Raw genomic sequence first — 25,867 nt, 5'->3', positions numbered from 1 at the left:
CTCACCGCTGCAGCGCCTCCCACACCTTGAGCGGGGTCAGCGGCATCTGCAGCTGCGCGGCCTGTGCCTTGTGGCCGGCGCGTGCCAGGGCGTCGGCCACCGCGTTGACCAAGCTCGGCGTGGCGCCGATGGTGCCTAGTTCGCCCACGCCCTTGACCCCGAGCGGGTTGTTCAGGCAGGGAATGCTCTGGTCCAACTCGGTGACGAAGTCGCAGGCGAGGATCTCCGCCCGCGGCGCGCAATAGTCCATCAGGCTGCCGGTCACCGGCTGGCCGCTGCCGCGGTCGTACACCATGTGTTCGCACAGGGCCTGGCCGATGCCCTGCACGGCGCCGCCATGCAGCTGGCCGCGAACGATCATCGGGTTAACCACTCGGCCCACGTCATTGACGCTGGCGTAGGCCACCACCTGGATGTCGCCGGTGAGCGGATCCACTTCCACCTCGCTGATGTGGCAGCCATTGGGCCAGCTCGGTCCCGACACCGCCGTGGTGCTGTCCACGTGGATGCGCTGTTCGGGCTGGCGGCCGGCCAGCGCGAACAGGTCGATCTCGAGGTCGGTGCCCTTGACCTGGAATCGCCCCGCCGCATAGTCCAGGTCGCGGGCCGAGGCTTCCAAAGCCTGCGCCGCCAGCTGCCGGGCCTGGTCGAGCGTCTTTTCCGCGCCGACGCGCAGGGCCGAGCCGCCGGTGAAGAGAGAGCGCGAGCCGGCGCTGCCGAAGCCGTTGCCGCGATCGGTGTCGCCCATCACCACCTTGACCTGTTCGATCGGCACGTCGAACACGTCCACCACCAGCTGCGCCAACGAGGTCGCGATGCCCTGTCCCATTTCGTTGACCGCGGAGAACACTTCGATCGTCCCGCCGGCCTGTATGGTGACCGTCACGCTTTCCTCGAGCGCGTTACCGCCCGTCCATTCCAGGAAGGTGGAAATGCCCTGGCCGCGCAACAGGCCACGCGCCTGGCTCTGCGCCGCCCGGCCCTCGAAGCCGCTCCAGTCGGCCAGCACCAGCGCCTGGTCCATGATCTTTTCAAACTGCCCGGTGTCGTAGGTCTGGCCCATGCGGTTCTTGTAGGGCATCTGCTCGGGCCGAATGAAATTGCGCCGCCGCAGCGCGATGCGGTCGATGCCGGTCTGGCGCGCGGCCTCGTCCATCAGGCGCTCCATGATGAAGATGGCCTCGGGCCGGCCCGCGCCGCGATAGGCGCCGGTGGGCGCCGTGTTGGTGAGCACGCCCTTGAAATGGAAATCGATGGCCGGGACGTCGTAGACGCTGGTCTGCACCCACGGGCCGATCAGCAACTGGATCGCCAGGCCGGCGCCCGTCGCGTAGGCGCCGACATTGGCCAGCGAGCGCAGCCTGAGCGCGAGAATCCTGCCGTCGCCGGCCAGTGCGAGCTCGGCGTCGCTTCGCACGTCCCGCCCGTGGCCCGAAGACAGGAATTCCTCGCTGCGATCCGCGATCCACTTGACCGGCTGCTTCAAGGTCCAGGCGCACCAGGCCACCGCCGCATCCTCGGGGTAGATGCCGGTCTTCATCCCGAACCCGCCGCCCACATCGCCCACGGTCACACGCACCTTGTCCCGAGGCAGCCCGAGGATGTCCTTGCACAGGGAGTCGCGCACGCCCGAAGGCATCTGCGTGCTCATGCGCAAGGTCAGGCGGCCGTCCTCGGCGACCCAGGCCAGCACCGAGCGCGGCTCGATCGCCAGGGGGACCAGCCGCTGGTTGTCGATGTGCAGCTTGACCACATGGGCGGCCCGCGCGAAGGCAGCGGCCGTGGCAGCGGGGTCGCCATGGGCCATTTCCGCGGCGATGTTGTCGGGCGCTTCATCGCACAGCGCCGGTGCGCCCGGCGCCGTCGCATCGGCCGGGTCCGTGACCTGGGGCAGCTCTTCGTAGTCGAGCGCCACGGCTTCCGCCGCGTCACGCGCCTGCTGCAGCGTCCGGGCCACGACCAAGGCCACCGCTTCGCCGACGAACCGGACACGCTCATGGGCCAGCACGCGACGCGGCGGCGTGGCGCCGGCCTCGCCGCCCGCGCGCTTGAAGTCGCGGCTGCCGGGGATGGGTTTGACGCCTGCCGCCACCAGCTCCGCACCCGTCAGCACCGCGACCACGCCCGGCATTGCGCTTGCCGACGCGGTGTCGATCGAGACGATGCGGGCATGGGGGTAAGGGGAGCGGACAAACACCAGGCGCAGCTCGCCGGCCGGCATGACGTCGTCGGTGAACTGGCCCAGGCCCTTGAGCAGGCTTTCGTCCCCGAGCCGGCGAACCGCTCGTCCGCTGCCAAAGCGCTGCGCAATATCGGATGTGTCTGAACTCATGTCGAAACCCCCTTGGACGCGAGCAGTTTCGCCGATCTGGTGCCGTTCTGCTTGCGGCGCTACTCGTCCTTTTCGCCCGCCTCGTACAGCGTTTCGCGGCCCATGCGGTCGAGCACGAGCTCGGCTGTCCACGGCAGCATCAAGGAGCCGCAGCGGCTGTCGCGGTAGATGCGCTCCAGCGGCAGGTGCTTCAACATGCTCTGGCCGCCGCAGGTGCGGATGGCCAGCCGCGCGATGTCGTTCGCGCCTTCCATCACGCTGTAGTGAGCGGCATACAGGCGCATGCGCTCGTCCTTGGACGGATTGGGCCCGGCCTCCTGGATCGCGCGCATGAAGAGGCTCTTCATGGCCTCGAGCTGGATGCGCATCTGCGCCACCGCGATCTGCTTGGTCGGGTACATGCGGCGCACGGTCCTGCGCTCGCCGGGGCGCGACGGCTCGCCCGTCGCCTCATTGATTTCGCCGCGCAGGTAGCTCACCGTGAAGTCATAGGCAGCATTGGCCTGGCCGAGGTAGGTGGGCGCCAGCGTGAAGAACATGGCCGGCCAGGTTTGCGCGCCCTTGTAGTAGACGCCGCGCGGCATGAGCTGCTCGTCGTCGGAAACGAACACGTCCTTGAACGTGAGGTTGCGGCTGACGGTGCCGCGCATGCCCAGCGGGTCCCAGTCGCCGCTGATGGCAAAGCCTTCGCTGTCGCCCGGCACGGCCAGGTAGAGCGTGTCGCGCGCGTCGGGATGCTGGTCGCCCTTGTCCTCGGTGCACAGCACGCCGTAGTAGTCGGCCGCGCCCGACAGCGAGGCGAAGATCTTGCGGCCGTTGACGAGCCAGCCGCCTTCGACCTTGCGCGCCGTGGTGCCGAAGGGCGCGCGGCCCGCCGCGGCGGCGCTGCCCTCGGAAAACGGCTGGGCGTAGATCGCGCCATCCCGCACCACGCGCTTGAAGTGCAGTTCGCGCCGGCGGGCGTGCTCGGCGCGCTGCTCGTCGGTCATGGCGATGCCGTCGGCCAACACACCCGTCCACATCGTGGAGCAGATGTGCATGTTGTAGGTGAGCGCCGTGGCGCCGCAGAAGCGCCCGATCTCGGCCGCCACCATCATGTAGCTGGCGTAGTCGGCGCCCAGGCCGCCGTGTGCTTCGGGCACGCACAGCCGCAGCAGGCCGGCCTCGCGCAGATCGTCGTAGTTGGCGAAGGGGAAGCTCGCTGTTTCGTCCCACTGCGCCGCGCGCGGCGCGAAGCGGGTGCGGCCCAATTCATTGGCCAGCGACAGCAGCGAGCGCTGCTTGGCCGTGAACGCAAAGTCACCCACAGCGGGCGTGAAACCGAGGGCGGGCAATGCGTCCATGACAACTCCTTGTTGGGCGCTCAATGCAGCAGGGCGGGCGGCAGCGCCAGGAAGTTCAGCACCAGGCCGTCGAAATCGTCGGGCGCCTCCAGGTTCTGCAGGTGGCCGATGCCGCGCATCTCCATGAAGGTGCTGCGCGGGATCGCGTCGGCCATCTTTTTCATGACGGCCGGTGGTGCGTTGCGGTCGTGCTCGCCGGCGACCAGCAGCGTCGGCACCTGGATCTGCGGCAGATTGGCGCGGCGGTCGAAGGTGAGCATGGCCTCCAGCGCGCGCCGGTAAGTGGAAGCGGGCACCTGGCTCATGCAATGGGTTGCGAGCCGCACGCCCTCGGGCAGCGAGCCCGGCCCGACCATCTGCGGCACCAGCGTTTCAGCCAGTTCCGCCATGCTCTTGCCCGCATCCAGCGGCGCGGTGCGCTGGGCGATGAATTCGCGCTGCCAGTCGCCGTCGGGCTTGCCGAACGAAGGCGAGGTGCCGCACAGGATCAGCTTGTTCACCAGCTCGGGGCGGCGCGCCACCACTTCTTGCGCCACCATGCCGCCCATGCTGTGACCCAGCAAAGTCACGTCGCCGCAGTTGAGGCTCTCGATCAACGCGATGCAGCTTTGCGCCAGGCCCTTGAAGTTGTAGGGCTCGATGGGCGCGCTGTGGCCGTAACCCGGCATGTCCCAGGCCACGGCCCGATAGCCCGATGACGCCAGCGTTTCCACCTGGGGCGCGAAGGCCAGATGGCCGCCACCGATGCCGTGCAGCATGAGCACGGTCGGCCCGCCGCCCAGCACGGTGAAGGTCGGGATGTTCATGCCATCACCTTGCCGGCATTGACCACGGCGACGCCGTCCAGTTCCACCGTGCAGTTGCGCAGCGGCAGGTCGAAGTGTCCGCGCGTGTGGCGGCCCGCCACTTCGTTCGCCCCGGTGCTGTACAGAAAGTTGCCGGCAAAGGCCCGCAGTTCGGTGCCGTTGAAATCGCGCTTGTCGTACAGCGCCATGCTGTCCCAGCGCGCCGCGGCATTCAGCCCGTAGCCGACATGGCTCACGGCATAGGCCTCGCGGTCGCCCCAGGCCGCGATGTAGCTGCGCATCAGGTCGGCATCGAGGCCCTCGCCTTCGATGGCAGTCACGTAGTCGTTCTCGATTCGCAAGGTGATGGGGCGCTCGATGTAGCGCTTGAAGGTGAGGTTGACGTCGCCCTCTGCCAGCACCAAGGTGCCGTTGACACTGTTCGCCGCGGGGAACGCCAGGGCCAGCCCGCCGGGCCAATGGGTCATGGTGCCCGGTCGCGTGGTGTAGCCCCAGTTGCCGCCGCAGGTGGCGCTGGCCAGCGAGATGTTCAGATCGGTGCCCGCCGCGGATGTGACCCGCATGCTGCGCGCCGAGCGCAGGCGCTTGATGTGGTGCTTGACCAGCGGCTCGAGCCCGTCGTCCGGGACCAGCCGGGCCAGCGCCTCGGGGTGTTCGTTGCTGATGTAGATGACGCGGGCCCCGCCGCCCAGGATGGCCGGCAGCTCGGGGGCGTGCATCAGACCTTCGACGGTGCAATCCACGACCAGGGTGCTGGCACCCAGGGCGGATACGACGGGCGCCATCTGCTGCAACGCGGTGGAAGCGCCGGTGGATCGCACGGGCGGGCCCTTGGCCTCGAACAGCGTGGGAACCTGGATGGAAAAGGACTTGCAGCCCATCCTGGCGGCCGCCAGCCGGGCCAGCTCGACCAGCACGGGGCGGCTCTGGCTTTCGCTCAGAACGGCCACGGTGTCGCCGGCCCGCAGCGCGCAGCGCGCCAGCACGGCTTCGAAGGCATCGACCCAGGCGGGCTCCAGGACTTCCTGCAACATGATGTTTTGGTTTCGATCCATAATACATGAAAATTCATGCAAACGGCCATCGTGAATCCACCCCGTAAAGCCCAGCCACCGAGCTTCTCTACGCAGGAGTTCCGCGCCGCGCTGGGCATGTTCGCGACCGGCGTCACCATCGTCACGGCGCGCACCACCGGAGGCAGCGTCATCGGCCTCACGGCCAACTCCTTCAACTCGGTTTCGCTCGACCCGCCGCTGGTGTTGTGGAGCCTGGCTCAGGCTGCGGCATCGTTGCCGGCATTCCGCGGCAACTCCCACTATGCGATCAATGTGCTCGCGGCCGACCAGAAGCTGCTGGCCGAGCGCTTCGCGCTCAAGGGCGCGGACCGCTGGGCTGGAGTGAGCTTCACCGAAGGCATTGCCGGGGCGCCGCTGCTCACGGGTGCCGCCGCCACTTTCGAATGCTTCAACCGCAGCCGCTACGACGAAGGCGACCATGTGATCTTCGTTGGCGAAGTCGAGCGCTGCAGCTGGCGGCCCGGTGCATCCCCGTTGCTGTTCCACGGCGGCCAGTTCTATACCGAACACCCGTTCTAACCATGAGGATTCCACGCTTCGTGGACGAATACCTGGGTTACCTGCTGGGCCAAGCCAATCATGCCCTCTACAAGGACTTCGACGTCCATGTGAGGGCGGCGGGCCTGACTTCGATCGAGTGGCGGGTGCTGGCGACCCTGCACGATGGCGAGCCCCTCACGATCAGCCAGCTGGCCCATGAGGTGCTGTCCAAGCAGCCTACGGTGACCAAGCTGGTGCAGCGCATGAGCGAGCAGGGCTGGGTAACCCTGAAGGCCGACCCGGTCGATCAGCGGCGCACGATGGTGGCCGCCACGCTTGCCGGCAAGCGGCTGGTGCGCCCGCTGGTGGAAAAGGCCCGCGAGCACGAAGCCGCGATGCTCAGGACCCTGGTTCCTTCCGAGAAGGCGGCCCTGAAGAAGCTGCTGGCGAAATTGGCCCGGCGATGATCAGCCGCAAGGACCATCTCGACACGCTTGCCGTCTCGCTGCTGCTGGCCTGCTGCCTGTTCTGGGGTTTCCAGCAGATCCTGATCAAGACCACCGTGGGCGAGGTGCCGCCCTTGTGGCAGGCCGCCCTGCGCTTCATCGGCGCCACATTCCTGCTGTGGCTGTGGTGCCTGGCGCGCGGCGTCAAGCTGTTCGAACGCGACGGCACGCTGCGCGCGGGCCTGCTGGCCGGCGCCTTGTTCGCCGGTGAGTTCAGCTGCATCTACCTGGGGCTGCGCGATACCACCGCCTCGCGCCTCACGGTGTTCCTCTACACCTCGCCCTTCGTGGTTGCGATACTGCTGCCGCGGCTGGTGCCCGCCGAGAAGCTGCGCCCGGTTCAATGGGCCGGGCTGGTGATCGCGTTCATCGCCGTGGCCGTGGCCTTCAGCGAAGGGTTCTCGGGCGGAACGACATCCAGGCAATTGCGCGGTGACGCCCTCGCCCTGGCGGCGGGGGTGCTGTGGGGCCTGACCACGCTGGTGATACGCGCCAGTGCGCTGGCGACTGCCAGCGCGGAGAAGACACTGTTCTACCAGGTGGCCGTCACGGCCCTGGTGGCGCCGCTGCTGTCGCTGGCGTTGGGCGAGACCTGGTCGCTGAGCTACTCGGCCTATGCCTGGGGTTCGCTGGCCTTGCAGACGGCCATTGGCGCCTTCGCCAGCTACCTCGCCTGGATGTGGCTGCTGCGGCACTACCCCGCCACGCAGATGTCGTCGTTCACCTTCCTCACACCGGTGTTCGCCCTGGTGTTCGGGGTCGCCCTGCTGGACGAACCCCTGTCGGTGCAGCTGGTGCTGGCGCTGTGCGGCGTGGCCGCGGGCATCGTGCTGGTCAACCGCAGGGCGCCCGCCCCCGCGCGCCTCAATCGGGCGTGAAGCCGACGGTCTTGACCAGACCCGCCCAGAATTCGGTTTCGGCCTTGAGCATGGCTCCCAGTTCGGCCGGCGCCGTCGGCAGCGGCTCCATGTAGGCACCGGCCAGGCTGTCGATCACCTCCTGCGATGCGAGCGCGCCACGGATGCCGGCATTCAGTTTTTGCACCACCTCGGGCGACGCCTTGGCGGGCAGGAAGAAGCCGAACCATCCGACATAGGCGAGCTCCTTGAAGCCCTGCTCGGACAGGGTCGGCGTCTCGGGCGTGAACTTGCCGCGCTTGCGCCCGCTGGTGGCCAGCAGGCGGATCTTGCCGGCCTTCACGTTGGGCATGAACTCACCGACCGGCCCGACGACGGCGCCGATCTGCCCGCCGATCATGTCGGCCAGGGCCGGCTGCGAGCCGCGAAACGCGACATGGCGCAGATCGACACCCGATGCGCGGCCGAGCGCGGCGCCGATGAAGTGGGCCGCCGAGCCGGAGCCGGCCGAGCCGAAGTTCGCGAGGTCGGGATGGGCCTTGCACCAGGCCGCGAATTCCGGCACCGTCTTGACGCTGGCCGGCACCATCGGCCCGACCGCGAGTGCGTAGTCGAACATCGCCGCCCCGGACACCGGCGCGAAATCGTGGGCCGGGTCATAGGAAAGCTTCTTGTACGTGTACAGGTGCAAGCTCAGTGGCGAGGTGGGCGTCAGCAACACGGTGGCGCCATCGGCGGCGGCCGCCCTCACGGTTTGCACCGCGATCTGTCCGCCCGCACCGGTCTTGTTCTCCACGATCGCTGCCTTGGCGTAGGCCGGCTGCAGCCGGTCGGCGATGCGGCGGCCGGCCAGGTCGATGGTGCCGCCGGGGGCGAAGCCGATGATGACCCTGGTGGTGTCCAGGCCCTGGGCCCAGCCGGGGTTGCCGAGAGCCCCGAACGCGAGCGCTGCAGCGGTTGACTGGACGAGATGGCGGCGGGTTATGCGCATGAATAGTCCTTCGTTGAAAAAAGAGAAAAGGCCGGCTCAGAGGTCGAGCATCAGGCGTGGTGTCTTCGAACGCGAAACGCAGATCAGCATCGAACGCAGGCTGTCGCGCTGCGAAGGTGGATAGACGTAGTCGAGGTGTTCCGGCTCGCCCTCGCACACCGCGGTCTCGCAGGTCCCGCACAGGCCCTCGCGACACGAGAAGGGCAGCTCATGGCCGTTCTGCTCCAGTACCTCGAGGATGCTCTGGCCGGGCGGCACCAGATGGCTTTGCCCGCTGCGCTTCAAGTCGACCCAGAAGCCATCGGCAGCGGATTCCGGCGTGCCGGCGTTGGCGGCGGGCGCCGAAAACCATTCGAAGTGCAGCGCGTCGGCCGGCAGGTGGGCGCCGGCCTGCTGCACCGCCGTCATCAGCGGTGCGGGGCCGCAGCAGTACACCTCGGTGCCGGGCGCGAGTCCGGCCAGCAGCGGTGCCACGTCCAGCGGGCCCGCGGCCTGGTCATCGCAGTGGAAGTGCACCCGCTTGCCGTGCTCGCGCAGCTCTTCGTAGAACGCGAGCCGCTGACGGCTGCGGGCCGCATACACCAGGCGCCAGGACTTGCCCCGCGCTTCGCACCATCGAACCATGGAGAGGATCGGCGTGATGCCGATGCCGCCGGCGATGAAGAGGTAGTCCGTAGCCTGCCGCACCAGCTTGAAGTTGTTGACCGGCTCGCTGCAGCGCAGCTCCATGCCCTGGCGCAGCAGGCCGTGCACATAGTCTGAGCCGCCGCGCCCGCCCGTGGCGCGCCCCACCCCGAGGACGTAGCGATGCCGCTCGCGCCAGTCGCCGGCCAGCGAATAGTGGCGCACCAGCCCGCCGGGCAGGCGCACGGCCAGGTGCGCGCCGGGCTCGAAGGGCGGCAGCTGGCGCCCCGTGGGGTCGACCAGTTCCAGCCGCAATACGTCGCGCGCCTCGGCCTCGACTCGGTTGACGCGCAGAGTCAGTTCGGTCATCGGCTTAAGCCCCTACGCCGGCCTGATGCGGCTTGATCGGAATGGTCGCCGCCTTCTGGCTCGGCTCGGCGGCGCGCTCCTGTGCCGTCAGTTTCTCGAAGGTCCAGCGGAAGTGCGACAAGGCGGCGTCGGCGGCGACGGCCAGCATCTTGAATTCCGGGTCGGCGTCGAGGACCTTCTGCTGGGCCTCGATCAGGTGCTTGTCTTCCATGAAGCCTTCGATCAGGCTCTGGTACAGCGAGCGCGAGATGTTGTGATCGTCGCCCTCGAAGTTGTTGAGGTATGTCCAGAAGAAATGGGTGGTGCTGCGCGTCTCGGGCGTCATGAACTGGCAGTTGCGGTATTCGCGGCTGCCTTCGCGGTTGCCTTTTTCGGAGCCGCTGCCCGCGGGCGAGAACATCGACTCCAGGAAGAAGATGCCGGGGATGTGCATGTTGCCGATGTTGCGGCGGTCCACCGGCTGGTCCTTCTCGGCGGCGGGCAGCACCTTGCGGTGGAACGGCGGGGGCGCGGCGTTCATGTGCCAGCGCTCGACCCGGAAGCCGCGCGGCAGGCGCTCGACCGCCACCGGCTTGGTAACGTAGGCGTATTCCTCCGAGCCGCCCAGCGTCTTGGTGTGCACGAACGCGAGGTGGGCGAAGTCGCTCAGGTTGTCCACGATCAACAGCCAGTTGGCGTCGTAGTGCATGTAGTCGGGAACGCCCTTCCACTGCGGGTCGCGCAGGTAAGGAAAGTCGACGATCTCGGCCGGGTCGGCCTTGGCCGGATCGCCCATCCAGATCCAGACCAGGTGGTCCTTCTCCAGGACCGGATAGCTCTTGACGCCCAGCTTGGGCGGCACGACTTCCTGCCCGGGGATCTGGATGCACTTGCCGGTCGCGTCGAACTTCAGGCCGTGGTACATGCAGCGCACGCAGTCCCCCTCGCGCCGGCCCAGGTGCAGCGGCACCCCGCGATGGCAGCAGCGGTCCTGCAGGGCGACGACCTTGCCGCTCTCGCCCTTGTAGAGGAGCACCGGCTCCTCCAGGATGGTGCGCGCCAGCATCTTGCCGTCGATCAATTCGTGGTCCCAGGCTGCCACGTACCAGCAATTCTTCAAAAACATAAAGTTCTCCCGCGCCCACTGCGGCGCTGCGCTGTTTTGGATGGGACAATCGTAGGAAGGCGAGCCCGCTGGATCAATCACCAGCGCTGGCTTCTGTGTTCCGAATCCTGAACAATGAACTGGGACGACTTCGACGCTTTCTGCCAGGTGGTCGAGCACGGTGGCTTCACCGCGGCGGCACGCGTGCTCGATCGCCCCAAGTCAAGCCTGAGCGCCTCGGTCACGCGGCTGGAGGAGCAGCTCGGCACGCGCCTGTTGGAGCGCACCACGCGCAGCCTGCGCCTGACCGATGCCGGCGAGTCGCTGTATGGCGATATCTCCAAGCCCTTTTCCCAGCTGCGCGAGCTGGCCGTCGACGCCGTCGCCAAAGGTGCGAAGGTGCAGGGCACGCTGCGCATCGCCGCACCCTATGAATTCGGTGCGCACCATCTGGCGGAGGTGGCGTGCAAGATCATGGCGGCCCATCCGCAGCTCAAGGTGCACATCGACGTGGAACACGCCCGCGTCCCGCTGTTCGAGCGCCCCTACGACATCGTGTTCTCTTCCATCGAGCAGACGGTTGCGCCTTCCAGCGTCGTGACGCGAAAGGTGTTCTCGCTAGAGCGCGAGCTGTTCGCGGCGCCCGATCTGCTGGTCCGGTTTCCCGAACTGGCCGGGCCCGAGGATCTCAACGCGCTGCCGCTGCTGGCGGGCGCCGACGACACCGAGTGGGAGTTCAGCGCAGAGGACGGCAGCGCCACGAAGGTAGAAGTGCGCAACCCGCGCATGCGCTCGGGCAATGCGGGGGTGCGGCTGGAAGCGGCGCTCGCGGGTCTGGGGGTGGCGCGCATCACGGCCACCTTCTGCGCGCCCGCCGTTCAGCAGGGCCGGCTGGTGCCTCTACTGCCGGCCTGGCGCTGCGCGCCGCTGCGTATCTACGCCCTGCTGCTGGGCCGCCGCCTGATGCCGGCCAAGGTGCGCGAGTTTATGGATGCACTGGAGGCGCTGCCCACGCACCAGGGATAGCGTCGGTCAAGCCCGGGATGACAACCTCTGGTCCGCCAGGGCCACATACCAGTCCAGGCAACCCGGGTTGGCCATCGTGTCCCTGTTGACCACCTTCTCCAAAGGCTGTCCCAGCAGCAGCTTCTTGATCGGCAGTTCCTGCTTCTTGCCGGACAAGGTGCGCGGAATCTCGGCCACCTGGAATATCTCGTTGGGCACGAAGCGCGGCGACAAGGCCGTCTTGATGGCGCCATTGATCTTGGCCTTCATCGCATCGTCCAGCGCCACGCCCGGGCGCAGCACCACGAACAGCGGCATGTAGCTTTCGCGGCCCAGGTATTCCAGATCGACCACCATCGAGTCCAGCACTTCGGGCAGGGCTTCCACGGCGCTGTACAGCTCGCTGGTTCCCATGCGCAAGCCGTGGCGATTGATGGTGGCATCGCTGCGCCCATAGATGATGCAGCCGCCCGTTGGCGTGATCTTGAGCCAGTCGCCGTGGCGCCAGACGCCGGGGTAGGTGTCGAAATAGCTGGAGAGCAAGCGTGCGTTGCCTTCGTCGCCCCAGAAGTACAGCGGCATGGACGGAATGGGTTGCGTGCAGACCAGTTCGCCAACCTCGTCGATCACGGGCTCCCCGCGCTCGTTCCAGGCCTCGACGGCACAGCCGAGCAATCGGCATTGCATCTCGCCGGGCACCTGCGGCAGTTCGCGGTTGCCTCCGATGAAGGCGCCTGCGAAGTCGGTACCGCCGGAGATGTTGCACCACCAGATGCCGGGCGTTCCGATCTTCTCGAACTGCTGCGTGCCCCAGGCCTGCACCTCGGGGCTGAGCGGCGAACCGGTGGTGCCCAGCGCGCGCACGGACCGCAGATCGCCCAATGCCGCGAGATCGATTCCTGCCTTCATGCAGTTGCTGAAGAACGCCGCGCCGGCGCCAAAGAAGGTCACACCGAGTTCGGCGGCAAAGCGCCACAGCGCCGTCCAGTCGGGCTTGTCCTTGGAGCCGCCCGGGTTGCCGTCGTAGATGCAGCAGGTCGTGCCGTTGAGCAGGCCGCTGACCTGGGCGTTCCACATCACCCAGCCGGTGGAGCTGTACCAGTGAAAGCGCTCGCCCCAACTGTTGGGCTGGTAGCTGCAGCCTATGTCGTTGTGCAGCACCTTGAGCGCCAGGCCCACGATCACGGTGCCGCCGTGGCCGTGCACGATGGGTTTGGGCAGGCCGGTGGTGCCGCTGGAGTAGACGATCCACAGCGGGTGATCGAAGGGCAGCCAAGGCGGCTCGAACGCTTGCACGGCGCCGTCGTCGCGGGCCGTGATCGTCGCCATGTCGGCCCAGGGCGTCAGGGGCTGCAGCGCCGCCTCGTCCACGCCCAGATTGCGGTGCAGAACCAGATGCGTGACGGTCGGCAAGGCGGCGCGCAGCTCGGCCACGACGCCGGTGCGGTCGAAGTCGCGGCCGCCGTAGCTCACGCCGTCGCAGGCGATCAGTACCTTCGGCTCGATCTGCTTGAAGCGGTCCAGCACCGCGTTGGTTCCCATGTCCGGCGCGCAGATGCTCCAGACGCCGCCGATGCTCGCCACCGCCAGGAAGGCCACGATTGCTTCCGGGATGTTGGGCAGGTACGCCGCCACCCGGTCGCCGGGCTGCACGCCTTGCTGCTGCAGATGCAAGGCCAGTGCGGCGACCTGCCGCCGCAGCTGCGGCCAGCTCAGCTCGCGGTGCTCGCCCTTTTCGTTGCGGCTGATGACCGCGGGGAAGCCGGCGGCGTGCGCCTTGTCGACATGGCGAAAGACCTGGTGCGCGTAGTTGAACTGCGCGCCTTCGAACCAGCGCGCGCCGGGCATCTTGGGTTCGGCCAATACGGCCTGGTGAGGCGTCGGCGACTGCAGGTCGAAATACTCCCAGATGCTCTGCCAGAAGCCCGCCAGGTCGGTTGTCGACCAGCGCCACAGCGCGTCGTAGCTGTCGAAGGAAAGGCCGCGACTGTCGCGCAACCAGTCTTGGTAGAGGCGAATTTGGGGAACATGGGGTGCGGTCATCACGCAAGATTAGCAGCGGCGGGGCCTGCGCGCACCCCCCGTCCGGATAGATACTTTTATCGTCACTTGCACTTTCGCACGAGCGTGCTAATATTCTCTCCATGGATGCCAAGACCCAGAAGAGTGAACTGACCCGCGCCGCGATCGTCGGCGCCGGGCTCGATCTGGCGTCCGCCGAAGGCCTGGAGGCAATCACCTTGCAGGCGGTGGCCGACCGCATCGGCCTGTCCAAGAGCGGCGTGTTCTCGCGCATCGGTTCGCGCGAAGCCTTGCAGAAGGCGGTGATCGAGGAATTCGGGCGCCGCTTCCTGGCCGACGTGTTCGTGCCCGCCATGCAGCTGCCCAAGGGCCTGCCGCGGCTGGACGAGATCGTCCAGCGCTGGATCGTGCGCACCCGCGACGTCGAGGCGCGCAACGGCTGCATCTTCTCGGCCGGCGCCTTCGAACTGGACGACCGCGAAGGGCCGCTGCGCGACCTGCTGCACGGTGAAGTGACGCGCTGGCGCAGCGCGCTGCGCCGCACGGCACTGCAGGCGATAGAAGTGGGCCATTTCAAGAGCGACACCGATCCCGAGCAACTGGTCAGCGAGATCAGCGCGCTGATGCTGGGACTGATCCACGACGCGCGCTTCCTGCGCGACAACCGCGCGGCAGAACGGGCCCAGGCCAGCTGGCGCCGGCTGCGCGACACCTACAAGAAATAGAGAACCGAGACATGCTTTCCCTCCCGCAAGTTCGCCCATGTTTCGCACAACCGTGCGAAGAAAGGAACCCGAGATGTTGACCATCCTGATCCTCGCCGCCTGCTACGGCGGCTGGCGCGTCGTTCGCGCCGCACTGCAATCGCTGCGGAACCTGCCGCGCAGCAACGACGACATGATCTTTTTCTGAAGGAAGCGCCATGACCCGCACCGCACTCGAGGCCACCTCGGCCTTCTACCAGGCCAGCCCCGGCATCCGGCTGTTCCGCGTCGCCTTGGGAACCTTCCAGCGGCTCTGGCCTGCGCTGGCGGTTCGCGCCGCCTATCGTTTGTTCGGCACGCCGATGCCGCCCCGCTGGCTCAACCGCCGCGCCCGTTGGGACGCGAAGTGGCGCATAGAAGACTGGCGTTTCGAAAACGGCAGCATTGCCGTCTACTCGCCGGCCGTCGCTCCCCATGCTCCCGTGGCCTTGCTGGTGCACGGCTGGGGCGGCCATGCCGGGCAAATGCTGCCGCTGGCCGAGGCGCTGGCTCAGCAGGGCCTGCGGCCCGTGCTCATCGAGTTGCCGGCGCACGGCCGCAGCGCCGGCTCGGTCAGCAACCTGCCGCAGTTCGCGCGCGCCATCGAGTATGTGGTCGCGCGCCTGCAGCAGCAGGGGCACAGCCTGCGCGTGGTGGTCGCCCACTCGCTGGCGGCCAACGCCACTGCCTATGCGGCCAGCCGCGGCTTGCCGGCCGAGCGCATCGTGCTGCTCGCGCCGCCGGCCTCGCCGCGCGAGTACACGCGCCTGTTCGCCCATGTGTTCGGCCTGTCCGAGACCACGCGGGCCGCGATGCAAAAACGCATCGAGACGCGCGAAGCCGTGCTGATGCCGCAGCTGGAGCCCGAAGCGGTGGGGCCGCGCATCCGCGTGCCCACGCTGGTGGTGCACGACCGCGGCGACAGCATCAACCGCTTCGCCGACGGCATGGCCTATGCGCACGCCATCCGCGGCGCGCAGCTGGTGGCGACCGAAGGCCTGGGCCACCGCAAGATCCTCAAGGACGCCGAGGTGCTCGGCAAGGTCGCAATCTTCGCGGCATAGAGCGCCGCGGACCGAGCTCTTGTGCGGCGCGGATATTGCTCATAGCATCGCTCCACTTTCACAAGAAGGAGCGAGAGATGGGAATGTTCGACTGGACCGAGAAGCCGTCTGAAGTGCTTCGCCAAGGCGGCGTCATAGCACCCGATGAACGCCTGCCCTGGCCGCAAACCGCGGCGATGGGCGTGCAGCACGTGATCGCGATGTTCGGCGCCACGGTGCTGGCGCCCATCCTCATGGGGTTCGACCCCAACATCGCCATCCTCATGAGCGGTATCGGCACGCTGGTGTTCTTCATCATCACCGGCGGCAAGGTCCCCAGCTACCTGGGCTCCAGCTTCGCCTTCATCGGCGTGGTGATCGCGGCCACGGCCTATGCGGGCAAGGGGCCCAACGGCAACATCGGCCTGGCGCTGGGCGGCATCATCGCCTGCGGCATTCTCTACACCGTCATCGGCGCCATCGTGCAGGCCGTGGGCACCGGCTGGGTCGAGCGCCTGATGCCGCCGGTGGTCACCGGGGCCGTGGTGGCCGTGATCGGCCTGAACCTGGCAGGCATCCCGATCAAGAACATGGCGGCCAGCAATTTCGATTCATGGATGCAGGCCGTGACCTTCACCTGCGTCGGCCTGGTCGCGGTGTTCACCCGCGGCATGATCCAGCGCCTCCTGATCCTGGTGGGGCTCATCATCGCCAGCATCGTCTACGCCATCCTGGCCAACGGCCTGGGGCTGGGCAAGCCGCTGGACCTCGCGGGCATCGCCAACGCCGCCTGGTTCGGCGCGCCGGCCTTCGCAGCGCCCGTGTTCGATGCCGGCGCCATGCTGCTGATCGCGCCCGTGGCCATCATCCTGGTGGCGGAGAACCTGGGCCACATCAAGGCCGTCACGGCCATGACCGGCAGGAACCTCGACCAGTACATCGGCCGCGCCTTCATCGGCGACGGCGTGGCCACGGTGATCAGCGGCGGCGCCGGCGGCACCGGCGTCACGACCTACGCCGAGAACATCGGCGTGATGGCCGCCACCAAGATCTATTCGACCGCGGTGTTCGTGGTGGCCGCCGCCATCGCCATCGTGCTGGGTTTCTCGCCCAAGTTCGGCGCGGTGATCCAGGCCATCCCCCTGCCGGTGATGGGCGGCGTGTCGATCGTGGTGTTCGGCCTGATCGCGGTGGCCGGCGCCAAGATCTGGGTCGACAACCGGGTGGATTTCTCGCAGAACCGCAACCTGATCGTCGCGGCCATCACGCTGGTGCTGGGCACCGGCGACTTCACGCTCAAGTTCGGCGGCTTCGCCCTGGGCGGCATCGGCACCGCCACGTTCGGCGCCATCCTGCTCTATGCATTGCTCAACCGCGGCGGCGGAACCGCCGCGCGCCAAGCGACGCCGCAGAAAGCTGCCTAGAATCCGCGCATGCGTATCTGGAAAAAACCGATCTCCGTCGAGGACCTCACCGCCATCCACAAGGACACCGCGGTGGCCCATCTGGGCATCGAATTTCTGGAGGTCGGCGACGACTTCATCCGCGCCCGGGTACCGGTGGACACGCGCACCAAGCAACCCTACGGCCTGCTGCACGGCGGGGTCTCGGTGGTGCTGGCCGAGACGCTGGGGTCCTGCGGCGCCGCCTATTCCTGCGCCGAGGGAAGCCGCGCCGTGGGCCTGGACATCAATGCCAACCACCTGCGCGGCGCCACCCATGGTTGGGTCACCGGTATCACCCGCCCGGTGCATATCGGCCGCACCACCCAGGTCTGGCAGATCGACATGAGCAACGACGCAGGTGAGCTCACCTGCGTGTCGCGCATCACGATGGCCGTGCTGCAGCCGAAGTAGGCCCTACTCGCCCGCCGAGCGCGCCAGCCGCTCGCTCATTCGGAAGCTCGCGCAAGCCGCTCGCTCTTCCAGTACACGTCGTCGCCGCCGTTCATGCGGTTGAGCACGCGCGCCAGCACGAACATCAGGTCGCTCAGCCGGTTGAGATATTGCCTGGGTGTTTCACGCAGGGCCTCGGTCGCGCCCAGTGCCACGACGGCCCGCTCGGCCCGGCGCGCTACGGTGCGGCACACATGGGCCTGCGAAGCCGCGCGCGTGCCCGCCGGCAGGATGAACTCCTCCAGCTTGGGCAGCTGGCCGTTGTAGTGCGCCAGCGCTTCGTCCAGCGCCAGCACGGCCTCGCCCTTGAGCAATTCGAAGCCCGGGATGGACAGCTCGCCGCCCAGGTTGAATAGCTGGTGCTGAATCTCCACCAGCAGGTCAGCGACGCCCTCGGGCGTCGGCTCGCACAGCAACAGGCCGATATGTGAATTGAGTTCGTCCACATCGCCCATCGCGTGCACGCGCAGGCTGTCCTTGGAAACGCGCGTGTTGTCGCCGAGACCGGTGGTCCCGTTGTCGCCCGTGCGCGTGGCGATTTGTGTGAGGCGCTTGCCCATGGTCGGTCCCTTTTGTTTGCCCTGCCACAGATTGTGCGTTACGCGCAGGCACAGGATGTATCGCGGGCAACGTAAGGCAAAAGTGCTGGGCGAGCCGGTGCTCATGGGCTTCAATGCACTTTCCTCAACTTCAGGAGCAACCTCCGATGCATGTGAAGCGACGAATACTCCCCAACTTCGAAACTTGCAGCGTGGCACTGTTCGCCACATTGGCGCTGAGCGGCCACCTCCAGGCCCGCGCACAGATCGCCACCCCTTCAACCCCAACCACCCAATCAACCTCAGCGCCCAACAGCGGCGCCATCCCGCCGAACCGCTGGACACGGGAACAGCTGACCCAGGCCTACAAGCGCGTCGACACCGACGGCGACGGGCGGCTCAGCCGCCAGGAAGCCTCCGTCTTGAGCGGACTCTCGAGCCGCTTCGACCAGATCGATACCAACAAGGACGGCTCGATCTCCAGCGCCGAGTTCGACGAAGCGCTCAAGTAGCGCGTCCTGGTCCTACAAGGTTTGCCGCTTTTGCCGCCTGTGCGCGGCAAGCCGGCACCGCAAGATCGCGGAAAGGAATGCCCATGAATATCCCTTCCGCCTCATCACATCCGTTGCGCCTGGGCTGCACGCTGGCGATCCTCGCCGCCACGTGGCTCGCGATCCAGTCTGCGACCGCACAGACACTCCCGCCCGCCGCACCGGCGCCCGCGCCGGCAGCCCCGGCAGCCCCGGCGGCGCCCGCCGCCCAGCCGCTGCCGGCCGCACGCTGGACCGCGGCGCAGATTCGCGAGGCCTTCGCCATGGCCGACAGCGACAGCAATGGCGAGTTGACTCGCGCCGAGGCGCAGCGCCTGGCCATCCTGCCGCGCAGCTTCGAAGAGATGGACCAGAACAAGGACGGCGTGTTGGTGCGCGCCGAATACGAAGGCGCGTTCCCGCGTTAGCTTAGACTTGGGGCGCTGCCCTGGAGACAAGCAATGAACGCCCCTGCCGCCCTGTCCCATCTGGTTCCCGAGATCCACCAGCGCGAGGTCCCCGCCGCGCTGATCGACGCGCTGAAGGCGCGCTTCGGCACCAACTGTTCGACGGCCATGGCCGTGCGCGAAACACACGGCCGCGACGAGTCCTCGTTCCAGGCGCCGCCACCGGCCGCCGTGGTCTTCGCCGAAAGCACCCAGGATGTGGCCGATGCGGTCCAGCTGGCCAGCCAGTACAGCGTTCCGGTGATCCCGTTCGGCGTCGGCTCTTCACTGGAAGGCCATCTGCTGGCCGTGCAAGGCGGCATCAGCGTGGACGTCAGCCGCATGAACAAGGTGCTGTCCATCAACGCCGAGGACCTGACGGTCACGGTGCAGCCGGGCGTCACGCGCAAGCAGCTCAACGAAGAGGTCAAGAGCACCGGCCTGTTCTTCCCGATCGACCCCGGTGCGGACGCAACCATCGGCGGCATGAGCGCGACGCGCGCCAGCGGGACCAACGCCGTGCGCTACGGCACCATGCGCGAGAACGTGCTCAGCCTGGAAGTGGTGACGGCCAGCGGCGAAGTGATTCGCACGGGCAGCCGGGCCAAGAAGTCCGCGGCGGGCTACGACCTCACGCGCCTCTTGGTCGGCAGCGAAGGCACGCTGGGCGTGATCACCGAAGTGACGGTGCGCCTGTATCCGCTGCCCGAGGCGATCTCGGCCGCGATCTGCTCCTTCCCCAGCATCGAGGCCGCGGTGCGCACCACCATCCAGATCATCCAGCTGGGCGTGCCGATCGCGCGGGTCGAGTTGATCGACCACAACACGGTGCGCATGGTCAACGCGCACAGCAAGCTGGGCCTGCGCGAAGAGCCGATGCTGCTGATGGAATTCCACGGCTCGCCCAGCGGTGTGAAGGAGCAGGCCGAGCTGGTGCAGGAAATCGCCACCGATCATGGCGGCAACGCCTTCGAATGGGCGACCACACCCGAGGAGCGCACGCGCCTGTGGACGGCGCGGCACAACGCCTACTTTGCCGCGATCCAGTCCAAGCCGGGCTGCCGCGCCATTTCCACCGACACCTGCGTGCCGATCTCGCGCCTGGCCGACTGCCTGCTGGACTCGGTGAAGGAAGCCGACGCCAGCGGCCTGCCCTACTTCCTGGTGGGCCACGTCGGCGACGGCAATTTCCATTTCGGCTATCTGATCGATCCGGACAAGCCGGAAGAACGCCAGATCGCCGAGCAGCTCAATCACCAGCTGGTGGCGCGCGCGCTCAGCCTGGAAGGCACCTGCACCGGCGAGCACGGCGTAGGCCTGCACAAGATGGAGTTCCTGGTTACCGAGACCGGCGCCGGCGCGGTGGACATGATGCGCACGATCAAGCGGGCGCTCGACCCGAAGAACATCATGAACCCGGGGAAGATCTTTTCGCTTTGAAACTGTCATCCCGGGCCTGACCCGGGATCCACGCTACGTTATCTCCCACGCCGCATGGATTGCGGATCAAGTCCGCAATGACAGCTCGCCCCGCAGCTTGTCGATCAGCCCGTTGAGTTCTTCCAGCGATCCGAACTGGATCGCCACCTCGCCCATCTCCTCGCTGCGGCCGTTGCGCTTGACGCGCTTTTTTACGCGCACCTCGACTTCTGCCGTGAGCAGGTCCGACAGCTCCTCTTCCACCCGGCGCAGGTCGCGTGACTTCTCGGGCTTGGGCTTGGTCGAGACCAGGTTGAACTCCGCGCCGAGCTTCTTCACCAGGCTCTCGGCCTCGCGCACCGATAGCTTCTTCGCGGCGATCTGATTGGCGGCCGTGATCTGCGAGGCCCGCTCCAGCGCCAGCAAGGCGCGGGCATGGCCCATGTCCAGGTCACCGGCCATGAGCATGGTCTGCACCGGCTCGGCCAGATTCAGCAGGCGCAGCAGGTTGCTGGCCGCGCTGCGCGAGCGGCCCACCGCCTGCGCGGCCTCTTCGTGCGTGAGCCCGAATTCCTTCACCAGGCGCTGCAGGCCATGCGCTTCTTCCAGCGGGTTCAGGTCCTCGCGCTGGATGTTCTCGATGAGCGACATCGCTGCCGCCGCTTCGTCCGGCACGTCGCGCACCAGCACCGGCACGCTGTCCAGCCCCGCCAGTCTGGCGGCACGGAAGCGGCGCTCGCCGGCGATGATTTCGTACTTGCCCGCGTTGGCGCCGCCCCCGAGCCTGCGCACCAGGATCGGCTGCATGATGCCCTGGGCCTTGATGCTTTCGGCCAGTTCGTAGAGGGCGCCCTCGTCCATGCGCGTGCGCGGCTGGTAGACGCCGGGCACCATGTCGCCGAGCAGCAGCGATGCCGGCAGTCCCGGGGCGGTCGAGGAGGTATCGGCGGGCGTTTCGGAGGCGGTGGGGCCGAGCAGGGCTTCGAGCCCCCGGCCCAGGCCCTTGGGTTTTTTCGTGACCATGGGGTCGAGAATCCTTAATCTTTCATCAGGTCTTGCAGCAGCACGTGACCTTCGGGCCAGCTGGCCAGCCCCGAGTCGGCATTGATGTGGCCGCAATCGCCGTAGTCCATGAATTGCGCGCCCCAGGCATAAGCAAAAAGGCGCGCGCGTTCGAATTCGCAAAAAGTGTCGTTGCGGCTGGCCAGCAGCACGGTCGGAAAAGCCAGGGCGCTGAGGTCGATCGGCGACCAGCTGGGAAGTTGTTCGCGGATGTCCGGCTGCTCGACATCGCCGGGCGCGACTAGCAGCGCGGCCTTCACCCGGTGCGTGTTCATCGAGCGTGCCGACCAGGCCGCAGCCAGGATGCAGCCGAGGCTGTGGGCCACCAGCACCGCGGGCTCGTCGCGCGAAAGCACCATCTCCTCGAGCCGCGCCAGCCAGTCGCCGCGCAAGGGCTTGCTCCAATCGTGCTGCTCCACGCGCACATAGCCATGGCGCTTTTCCCACAAACTTTGCCAGTGCTGCGGCCCGCTGTTTTCCCAGCCGGGCAGGATCAAGACGTTGGATGGTTTCATTGCTACAAATTTAATAGCTATATCGCCAGCACTGGCGCGGGCCAGAGACTATGCGACTTACATTTTCTTGATTCGTTCCACCATTTCGTGGGCGAATTCCACGTACGCCTGGCTGCCGCGCGCCCCCGGGTCGAACACCACGCCCGGTAGTCCGTAGCTCGGCGCCTCGGCCAGGCGCACGTTGCGCGGGATCACGGTGTCGAACACCTTCTCGGCAAAATGCGATTTGAGCTGGTCGCTCACCTGCTGCTGCAGGGTGATGCGCGGATCGAACATCACGCGCAGCAGGCCAATGATCTGCAGGTCCTTGTTCATGTTGGCGTGGACCTGCTTGATGGTGTTGACCAGGTCCGTCAGCCCCTCGAGCGCAAAGTACTCGCACTGCATCGGCACGATCACGCCGTGCGCCGAGCACAGGCCATTGAGCGTGAGCATGGACAGCGACGGCGGGCAGTCGATCAGGATGAAGTCGTAATCCTGGGCCGCCGCGCCCAGCGCCTGCTTGAGCCGCTGGTCACGCCGCTCGACGTGCACCAGCTCCACTTCGGCCCCGGCCAGCTCGCGGTTGGCGCCCAGCACGTCGTAGCCGCACTTCTCGCTGCGGGCGCGTGCTTCGGCGACCGAGGCCGATTCCAGCAGCACGTCGTACACGGTCAGCGACAGCTTGCGCTTGTCCACGCCCGAGCCCATGGTGGCGTTGCCCTGCGGATCCAGATCGACCATCAGCACCCGCTGGCCGACCTTGGCAAGCCCAGCCGCGAGATTGACCGTCGTCGTCGTCTTGCCAACTCCGCCCTTCTGGTTGGCAACGCAGAATATTTTGGCGTTCACTTCGAGATCGCCAGTTTGATTCCGAAGCCCAGCAGGAACACGCCTGCCAGCTTTTCCAGGATCCGGCCGATCAAGGGATTGGCGCGCATGCGCTCGGCGAGGCGATGGGTCAGCAGGACCACGATGAGCCCGTAGCTGAAAGTCAATGCGGCGATCGTCGCGGCCATCACGCCGAAGGTGAGCAGGCCCTGGTGCTGGGCCGGGTCCACGAACAGCGGGAAGAACGCCATGTAAAAAACGATGGCCTTGGGGTTGAGCAGCGTGATCAGGCCGGCTTGCTTGAAGTAGTGACGCGGCTCGATGTTGAGCACCGGCTTGGCGCCGGGCTTGGCCAGCAGCATCCGCAAGCCCAGCCATGCCAGATAGGCGGCGCCCAGCCACTGCACCGCGTGGAAGGCTGCCGGATAGGCCGTCAGCAGCGCAGCCACTCCGGCGACCGCCGCCCACATCAGAACCTGGTCGCCGGCGATCACACCCATGGTCGCGGCCAAGCCGCCGGCGATGCCGCCCTTGCTGGTCGAGGTGATCAGCGCCAGGTTCCCGGGGCCGGGGATCAACAGGAAAATGATGATCGCGGCGACGAAAGCGCCGTAGTCTGCTACGCCAAACATGGAATATCCCCCGGGAATCTGAAGGCCGAGTTTACGTTACCCAGCAGCGCGTTTCATCCAGACAATGCAGCGCTCGGCATCCAATCCAGGCACCTCAAGCTGTTCCACGTGAAACAATTCCACGTTGGGCGGCAAGGCTGCGATCTCATCCGCGGGATGCTTGCCCTTCATCGCCAGCCAGACGCCCTGCTCTGCCAAGGCTGCCGACGACCAGACGACGAAATCCGCCAGCGAGGCAAAGGCCCGGGAGGACACCACGTCATAAGGCGCGCTCAGGTTCTCGACCCGGTCGTGCACGCCGCGCAGGTTCGGCAGCGCCAGCGTCGCTGCTGCCTGCTGGACAAAGGCGGCCTTCTTGGCGACCGTATCCACGCAGTCCACCCGGACCTCCGGGCAGCAGATGGCGATGACCACCCCCGGCAGCCCGGCACCCGACCCGACATCCAGCAGCCTGATGGGCCGGCTTTGGGTCTGCCGGCGCAACGGGGCAATCACCGCCAGGCTGTCGAGCAGGTGATGGGTCAGCATTTCCGCCGGCTCGCGCACGGCCGTCAGGTTATAGACCTTGTTCCACTTGCGGATCAGCTCCAGGTAGTCCAGCAACTGGGCCGTCTGCCCATCGGTCAGTGCCAGGCCCAGATCGTTCAGGCCGGAGCGAAGCCCGGCCTCCAGTTCCGCCCTCATCAGGCGGAAACTTTGCCGGCGGGGTCCGCGGCGAACCCTTGCGACCGGCTCTTCTTCAGATGCACCAGCAGCAAGGAGATGGCCGCCGGCGTCACGCCCGAGATGCGCGATGCCAGCCCCAGGGTTTCCGGCTTGTGCTTGTTGAGCTTCTGCCGGATCTCGATCGACAGGGCCGGAATCTGCATGTAGTCGAAGTCGGCGGGCAGCTTGAGGTCCTCATAATGAGCGGCCCGCTCCACCTCGTCCTTTTGCCTCGTGATGTAGCCGGAGTACTTGGCGGCGATCTCGATTTGCTCGACCACGGGCTCCAGCAGCTCACCGAGTGTTTCACGTGAAACGTCCGGATTCGTATACGCCCCGCCGTCCAAGGACATGAGGGCCGAATAGCTGACATCGGGGCGCCGCAGCAGATCGGCCAGGTTGTACTCATGGTCGATGGACCTGCCGAGCACTCGCTCCGATTCCGCCGCCGCCAGATTACGGGGATTGACCCAGATGGAGGCCAACCGCTGTGTTTCACGTGAAACAGCATCGCGCTTGCGGTTGAACATATCCCAGCGGGCGTCGTCCACCAAGCCCATCTGCCGCCCAGCCTCGGTCAGCCGCATGTCGGCGTTGTCCTCGCGCAGCTGCAGCCGGAACTCGGCACGGCTGGTGAACATACGGTAGGGCTCGGTCACGCCCTTGGTGATCAGGTCGTCGACGAGCACGCCCAGATAGGCTTCATCGCGCCGGGGCAGCCAGGACTCGCGGCCCTGGCATTGCAGCGCCGCGTTGATGCCAGCGAACAGGCCCTGGGCCGCCGCCTCTTCGTAGCCCGTCGTCCCATTGATCTGGCCAGCGAAGAACAGGCCGCCGATCGAACGGGTTTCGAAACTGCTCTTGAGCGAGCGCGGATCGAAGTAGTCGTACTCGATGGCATAGCCGGGCCGCAGGATGTGGGCGTTCTCCAGCCCCACCATGGACCGCACCAGGTCGTACTGGATGTCGAACGGCAGGCTGGTGGAAATGCCGTTGGGGTAGTACTCGTTGGTGGTCAAGCCTTCCGGCTCCAGGAAGATCTGATGGCTTTCCTTGTCGGCGAAGCGATTGATCTTGTCTTCCACGCTCGGGCAGTAGCGCGGCCCCACGCCCTCGATCTTGCCCATGAACATCGGGCTGCGGTCGAAGCCGGAACGGATGATGTCGTGGGTGCGCTGGTTGGTGTGGGTGATCCAGCACGGCACTTGCCGCGGATGCATCGCCGCATTGCCCATGAAGCTGAACACCGGCACCGGGTCCAGGTCGCCCGGCTGCTCCTCGCACTTGGAAAAATCGATGGTGCGGCCGTCGATGCGCGGCGGGGTGCCGGTCTTCAACCGGCCCTGCGGCAGCTTGAGCTCCTTCAGCCGGGCCGAGAGCGAAATCGCCGGCGGGTCGCCTGCCCGTCCGCCTTGGTAATTGTTGAGGCCGACGTGAATCCGCCCGTCGAGGAAGGTGCCAGCCGTCAGCACCACGGTCCGGGAGCGGAAGCGAATGCCTACTTGCGTCACGGCGCCAACCACGCGGTCGCCCTCGACCATCAGGTCGTCCACCGCTTGCTGAAACAAGGTGAGGTTGGGCTGGTTTTCCAGCCGGTGGCGGATCGCCGCCTTGTACAGGACGCGGTCGGCCTGGGCGCGGGTGGCGCGCACCGCCGGCCCCTTGGAACTGTTGAGGATGCGAAACTGGATGCCGCCCTCGTCGGTCGCAATCGCCATGGCACCGCCCAGCGCATCGACTTCCTTGACCAGGTGGCCCTTGCCGATGCCGCCGATCGAGGGGTTGCAGCTCATCTGCCCCAGCGTCTCGATGTTGTGGGTCAACAGCAGCGTCTTGCAGCCCATGCGTGCTGAAGCCAGGGCGGCCTCGGTCCCGGCATGGCCGCCGCCGACTACGATGACGTCGAATTCTTGGGGGTAGAGCATTTGGAAGGGCGGACGGCAATAGAACCGCAGGCCAACCCTCGATTTTACCGGCGGCAGGTCTGTCCTGCCCGCAGGGTCTCTGGCGCCGCCGGACGCAGAAATCTTGCG

General features: G+C 66.9%; 26 protein-coding genes. 11 read left to right on the top strand and 15 right to left on the bottom strand.

Going from position 1 to position 25,867, the window contains the following annotated elements:
* Nucleotide 1 precedes the first annotated feature (1 nt).
* Genes HNE04_RS06465 through HNE04_RS06450 form a run of 4 tightly spaced genes read right to left on the bottom strand, consistent with a single transcriptional unit; the run spans nucleotide 2 to nucleotide 5,515 of the window.
* Complete coding sequence (locus HNE04_RS06465) at nucleotides 2-2,332, bottom strand: xanthine dehydrogenase family protein molybdopterin-binding subunit (RefSeq protein WP_172217692.1); 2,331 nt, start codon at nucleotides 2,330-2,332, stop codon at nucleotides 2-4.
* Nucleotides 2,333-2,391: 59 nt separating this feature from the next.
* Nucleotides 2,392-3,675, bottom strand: a complete 1,284-nt coding sequence (locus HNE04_RS06460; RefSeq protein ID WP_407926591.1) for an acyl-CoA dehydrogenase family protein — start codon at nucleotides 3,673-3,675, stop codon at nucleotides 2,392-2,394.
* A 20-nt stretch (nucleotides 3,676-3,695) separates the two neighbouring features.
* The gene (locus HNE04_RS06455; RefSeq protein WP_172217691.1) at nucleotides 3,696-4,481 is read right to left on the bottom strand and encodes an alpha/beta fold hydrolase; all 786 of its coding nucleotides are present in this window, start codon (nucleotides 4,479-4,481) and stop codon (nucleotides 3,696-3,698) included.
* On the bottom strand, nucleotides 4,478-5,515 hold the full coding sequence (locus HNE04_RS06450) for a peptidase M29 (RefSeq protein ID WP_172217690.1): 1,038 nt from the start codon (nucleotides 5,513-5,515) through the stop codon (nucleotides 4,478-4,480). Before HNE04_RS06450 ends, HNE04_RS06455 begins: the two co-directional genes overlap by 4 nt.
* A 36-nt stretch (nucleotides 5,516-5,551) precedes the next feature.
* Between HNE04_RS06450 and HNE04_RS06445 the strand changes: the two genes are divergently transcribed.
* The 3 genes from HNE04_RS06445 to HNE04_RS06435 are packed head-to-tail and all read left to right on the top strand — an operon-like array spanning nucleotide 5,552 to nucleotide 7,421.
* Complete coding sequence (locus HNE04_RS06445) at nucleotides 5,552-6,076, top strand: flavin reductase family protein (RefSeq protein ID WP_172217689.1); 525 nt, start codon at nucleotides 5,552-5,554, stop codon at nucleotides 6,074-6,076.
* Nucleotides 6,077-6,078: 2 nt separating this feature from the next.
* Nucleotides 6,079-6,504, top strand: coding sequence for a MarR family winged helix-turn-helix transcriptional regulator (locus tag HNE04_RS06440; protein ID WP_172217688.1), 426 nt, complete (start codon nucleotides 6,079-6,081; stop codon nucleotides 6,502-6,504).
* On the top strand, nucleotides 6,501-7,421 hold the full coding sequence (locus HNE04_RS06435) for a DMT family transporter (protein ID WP_172217687.1): 921 nt from the start codon (nucleotides 6,501-6,503) through the stop codon (nucleotides 7,419-7,421). Before HNE04_RS06440 ends, HNE04_RS06435 begins: the two co-directional genes overlap by 4 nt.
* On the opposite strand, the gene HNE04_RS06430 is transcribed toward HNE04_RS06435, so the two are convergent.
* The 3 genes from HNE04_RS06430 to HNE04_RS06420 are packed head-to-tail and all read right to left on the bottom strand — an operon-like array spanning nucleotide 7,408 to nucleotide 10,489.
* A complete protein-coding gene (locus HNE04_RS06430; RefSeq protein WP_172217686.1) occupies nucleotides 7,408-8,391 on the bottom strand; it encodes a Bug family tripartite tricarboxylate transporter substrate binding protein in 984 nt (327 codons plus the stop codon). The two genes, HNE04_RS06435 and HNE04_RS06430, sit on opposite strands and share 14 nt — an antisense overlap.
* Nucleotides 8,392-8,427: 36 nt before the next feature.
* Nucleotides 8,428-9,384 carry a PDR/VanB family oxidoreductase gene (locus HNE04_RS06425; protein WP_172217685.1) on the bottom strand — a complete coding sequence of 319 codons (957 nt, stop codon included), beginning with the start codon at nucleotides 9,382-9,384 and terminating at the stop codon, nucleotides 8,428-8,430.
* Between the two features lie 4 nt (nucleotides 9,385-9,388).
* Nucleotides 9,389-10,489, bottom strand: a complete 1,101-nt coding sequence (locus HNE04_RS06420) for an aromatic ring-hydroxylating dioxygenase subunit alpha (protein ID WP_172217684.1) — start codon at nucleotides 10,487-10,489, stop codon at nucleotides 9,389-9,391.
* A gap of 114 nt (nucleotides 10,490-10,603) precedes the next feature.
* Between HNE04_RS06420 and HNE04_RS06415 the strand changes: the two genes are divergently transcribed.
* Nucleotides 10,604-11,494, top strand: a complete 891-nt coding sequence (locus tag HNE04_RS06415; RefSeq protein ID WP_172217683.1) for a LysR family transcriptional regulator — start codon at nucleotides 10,604-10,606, stop codon at nucleotides 11,492-11,494.
* 6 nt (nucleotides 11,495-11,500) lie between these two features.
* Here the strand turns inward: HNE04_RS06415 and HNE04_RS06410 are convergent, their stop codons facing one another.
* A complete protein-coding gene (locus HNE04_RS06410; RefSeq protein ID WP_172217682.1) occupies nucleotides 11,501-13,516 on the bottom strand; it encodes an acetoacetate--CoA ligase in 2,016 nt (671 codons plus the stop codon).
* 101 nt (nucleotides 13,517-13,617) lie between these two features.
* On the opposite strand from HNE04_RS06410, the gene HNE04_RS06405 reads away from it, so the two are divergent.
* From HNE04_RS06405 to HNE04_RS06390, 4 genes are all read left to right on the top strand, one after another.
* Nucleotides 13,618-14,220 (top strand): TetR/AcrR family transcriptional regulator, encoded by a 603-nt coding sequence (locus HNE04_RS06405; protein WP_172217681.1) that lies wholly within the window; start codon nucleotides 13,618-13,620, stop codon nucleotides 14,218-14,220.
* Nucleotides 14,221-14,417: 197 nt separating this feature from the next.
* Nucleotides 14,418-15,302: an alpha/beta hydrolase gene (locus HNE04_RS06400; protein WP_172217680.1), complete on the top strand. Its 885-nt coding sequence runs from the start codon at nucleotides 14,418-14,420 to the stop codon at nucleotides 15,300-15,302.
* Between the two features lie 77 nt (nucleotides 15,303-15,379).
* The gene (locus tag HNE04_RS06395; protein WP_172217679.1) at nucleotides 15,380-16,705 is read left to right on the top strand and encodes a solute carrier family 23 protein; all 1,326 of its coding nucleotides are present in this window, start codon (nucleotides 15,380-15,382) and stop codon (nucleotides 16,703-16,705) included.
* 9 nt (nucleotides 16,706-16,714) lie between these two features.
* Nucleotides 16,715-17,137, top strand: a complete 423-nt coding sequence (locus tag HNE04_RS06390) for a hotdog fold thioesterase (RefSeq protein WP_172217678.1) — start codon at nucleotides 16,715-16,717, stop codon at nucleotides 17,135-17,137.
* Nucleotides 17,138-17,172: 35 nt separating this feature from the next.
* Here the strand turns inward: HNE04_RS06390 and HNE04_RS06385 are convergent, their stop codons facing one another.
* Complete coding sequence (locus HNE04_RS06385) at nucleotides 17,173-17,736, bottom strand: cob(I)yrinic acid a,c-diamide adenosyltransferase (RefSeq protein ID WP_172217677.1); 564 nt, start codon at nucleotides 17,734-17,736, stop codon at nucleotides 17,173-17,175.
* A 191-nt stretch (nucleotides 17,737-17,927) separates the two neighbouring features.
* Here HNE04_RS06385 and HNE04_RS06380 point away from each other — a divergent pair, with 191 nt between their 5' ends.
* From HNE04_RS06380 to HNE04_RS06370, 3 genes are all read left to right on the top strand, one after another.
* Complete coding sequence (locus HNE04_RS06380) at nucleotides 17,928-18,227, top strand: EF-hand domain-containing protein (protein ID WP_172217676.1); 300 nt, start codon at nucleotides 17,928-17,930, stop codon at nucleotides 18,225-18,227.
* 83 nt (nucleotides 18,228-18,310) lie between these two features.
* Nucleotides 18,311-18,673 carry an EF-hand domain-containing protein gene (locus HNE04_RS06375; RefSeq protein ID WP_172217675.1) on the top strand — a complete coding sequence of 121 codons (363 nt, stop codon included), beginning with the start codon at nucleotides 18,311-18,313 and terminating at the stop codon, nucleotides 18,671-18,673.
* A 33-nt stretch (nucleotides 18,674-18,706) separates the two neighbouring features.
* Nucleotides 18,707-20,131: an FAD-binding oxidoreductase gene (locus HNE04_RS06370; protein ID WP_172217674.1), complete on the top strand. Its 1,425-nt coding sequence runs from the start codon at nucleotides 18,707-18,709 to the stop codon at nucleotides 20,129-20,131.
* Nucleotides 20,132-20,197: 66 nt separating this feature from the next.
* Here the strand turns inward: HNE04_RS06370 and HNE04_RS06365 are convergent, their stop codons facing one another.
* Genes HNE04_RS06365 through mnmG form a run of 6 tightly spaced genes read right to left on the bottom strand, consistent with a single transcriptional unit; the run spans nucleotide 20,198 to nucleotide 25,759 of the window.
* On the bottom strand, nucleotides 20,198-21,133 hold the full coding sequence (locus HNE04_RS06365) for a ParB/RepB/Spo0J family partition protein (RefSeq protein WP_172217673.1): 936 nt from the start codon (nucleotides 21,131-21,133) through the stop codon (nucleotides 20,198-20,200).
* Between the two features lie 14 nt (nucleotides 21,134-21,147).
* Nucleotides 21,148-21,687, bottom strand: coding sequence for an RBBP9/YdeN family alpha/beta hydrolase (locus HNE04_RS06360; protein ID WP_172217672.1), 540 nt, complete (start codon nucleotides 21,685-21,687; stop codon nucleotides 21,148-21,150).
* A 57-nt stretch (nucleotides 21,688-21,744) separates the two neighbouring features.
* Nucleotides 21,745-22,518, bottom strand: a complete 774-nt coding sequence (locus HNE04_RS06355) for a ParA family protein (RefSeq protein WP_172217671.1) — start codon at nucleotides 22,516-22,518, stop codon at nucleotides 21,745-21,747.
* Nucleotides 22,515-23,129: a LysE family transporter gene (locus HNE04_RS06350; protein WP_172217670.1), complete on the bottom strand. Its 615-nt coding sequence runs from the start codon at nucleotides 23,127-23,129 to the stop codon at nucleotides 22,515-22,517. The genes HNE04_RS06355 and HNE04_RS06350 overlap by 4 nt, the downstream gene beginning before the upstream one ends.
* 36 nt (nucleotides 23,130-23,165) lie before the next feature.
* Entirely contained in the window at nucleotides 23,166-23,813 is a 648-nt protein-coding gene (gene rsmG / locus HNE04_RS06345) for a 16S rRNA (guanine(527)-N(7))-methyltransferase RsmG (protein ID WP_172217669.1), read from the bottom strand.
* Complete coding sequence (gene mnmG / locus HNE04_RS06340; protein ID WP_172217668.1) at nucleotides 23,813-25,759, bottom strand: tRNA uridine-5-carboxymethylaminomethyl(34) synthesis enzyme MnmG; 1,947 nt, start codon at nucleotides 25,757-25,759, stop codon at nucleotides 23,813-23,815. Before mnmG ends, rsmG begins: the two co-directional genes overlap by 1 nt.
* Between the last annotated feature and the right edge of the window lie 108 nt (nucleotides 25,760-25,867).

The sequence above is a fragment of the Caenimonas soli genome (assembly GCF_013155545.1).
Taxonomy (GTDB): Bacteria; Pseudomonadota; Gammaproteobacteria; order Burkholderiales; family Burkholderiaceae_C; genus Ramlibacter; species Ramlibacter soli.
This window is presented reverse-complemented; position numbering and strand designations above follow the sequence as displayed.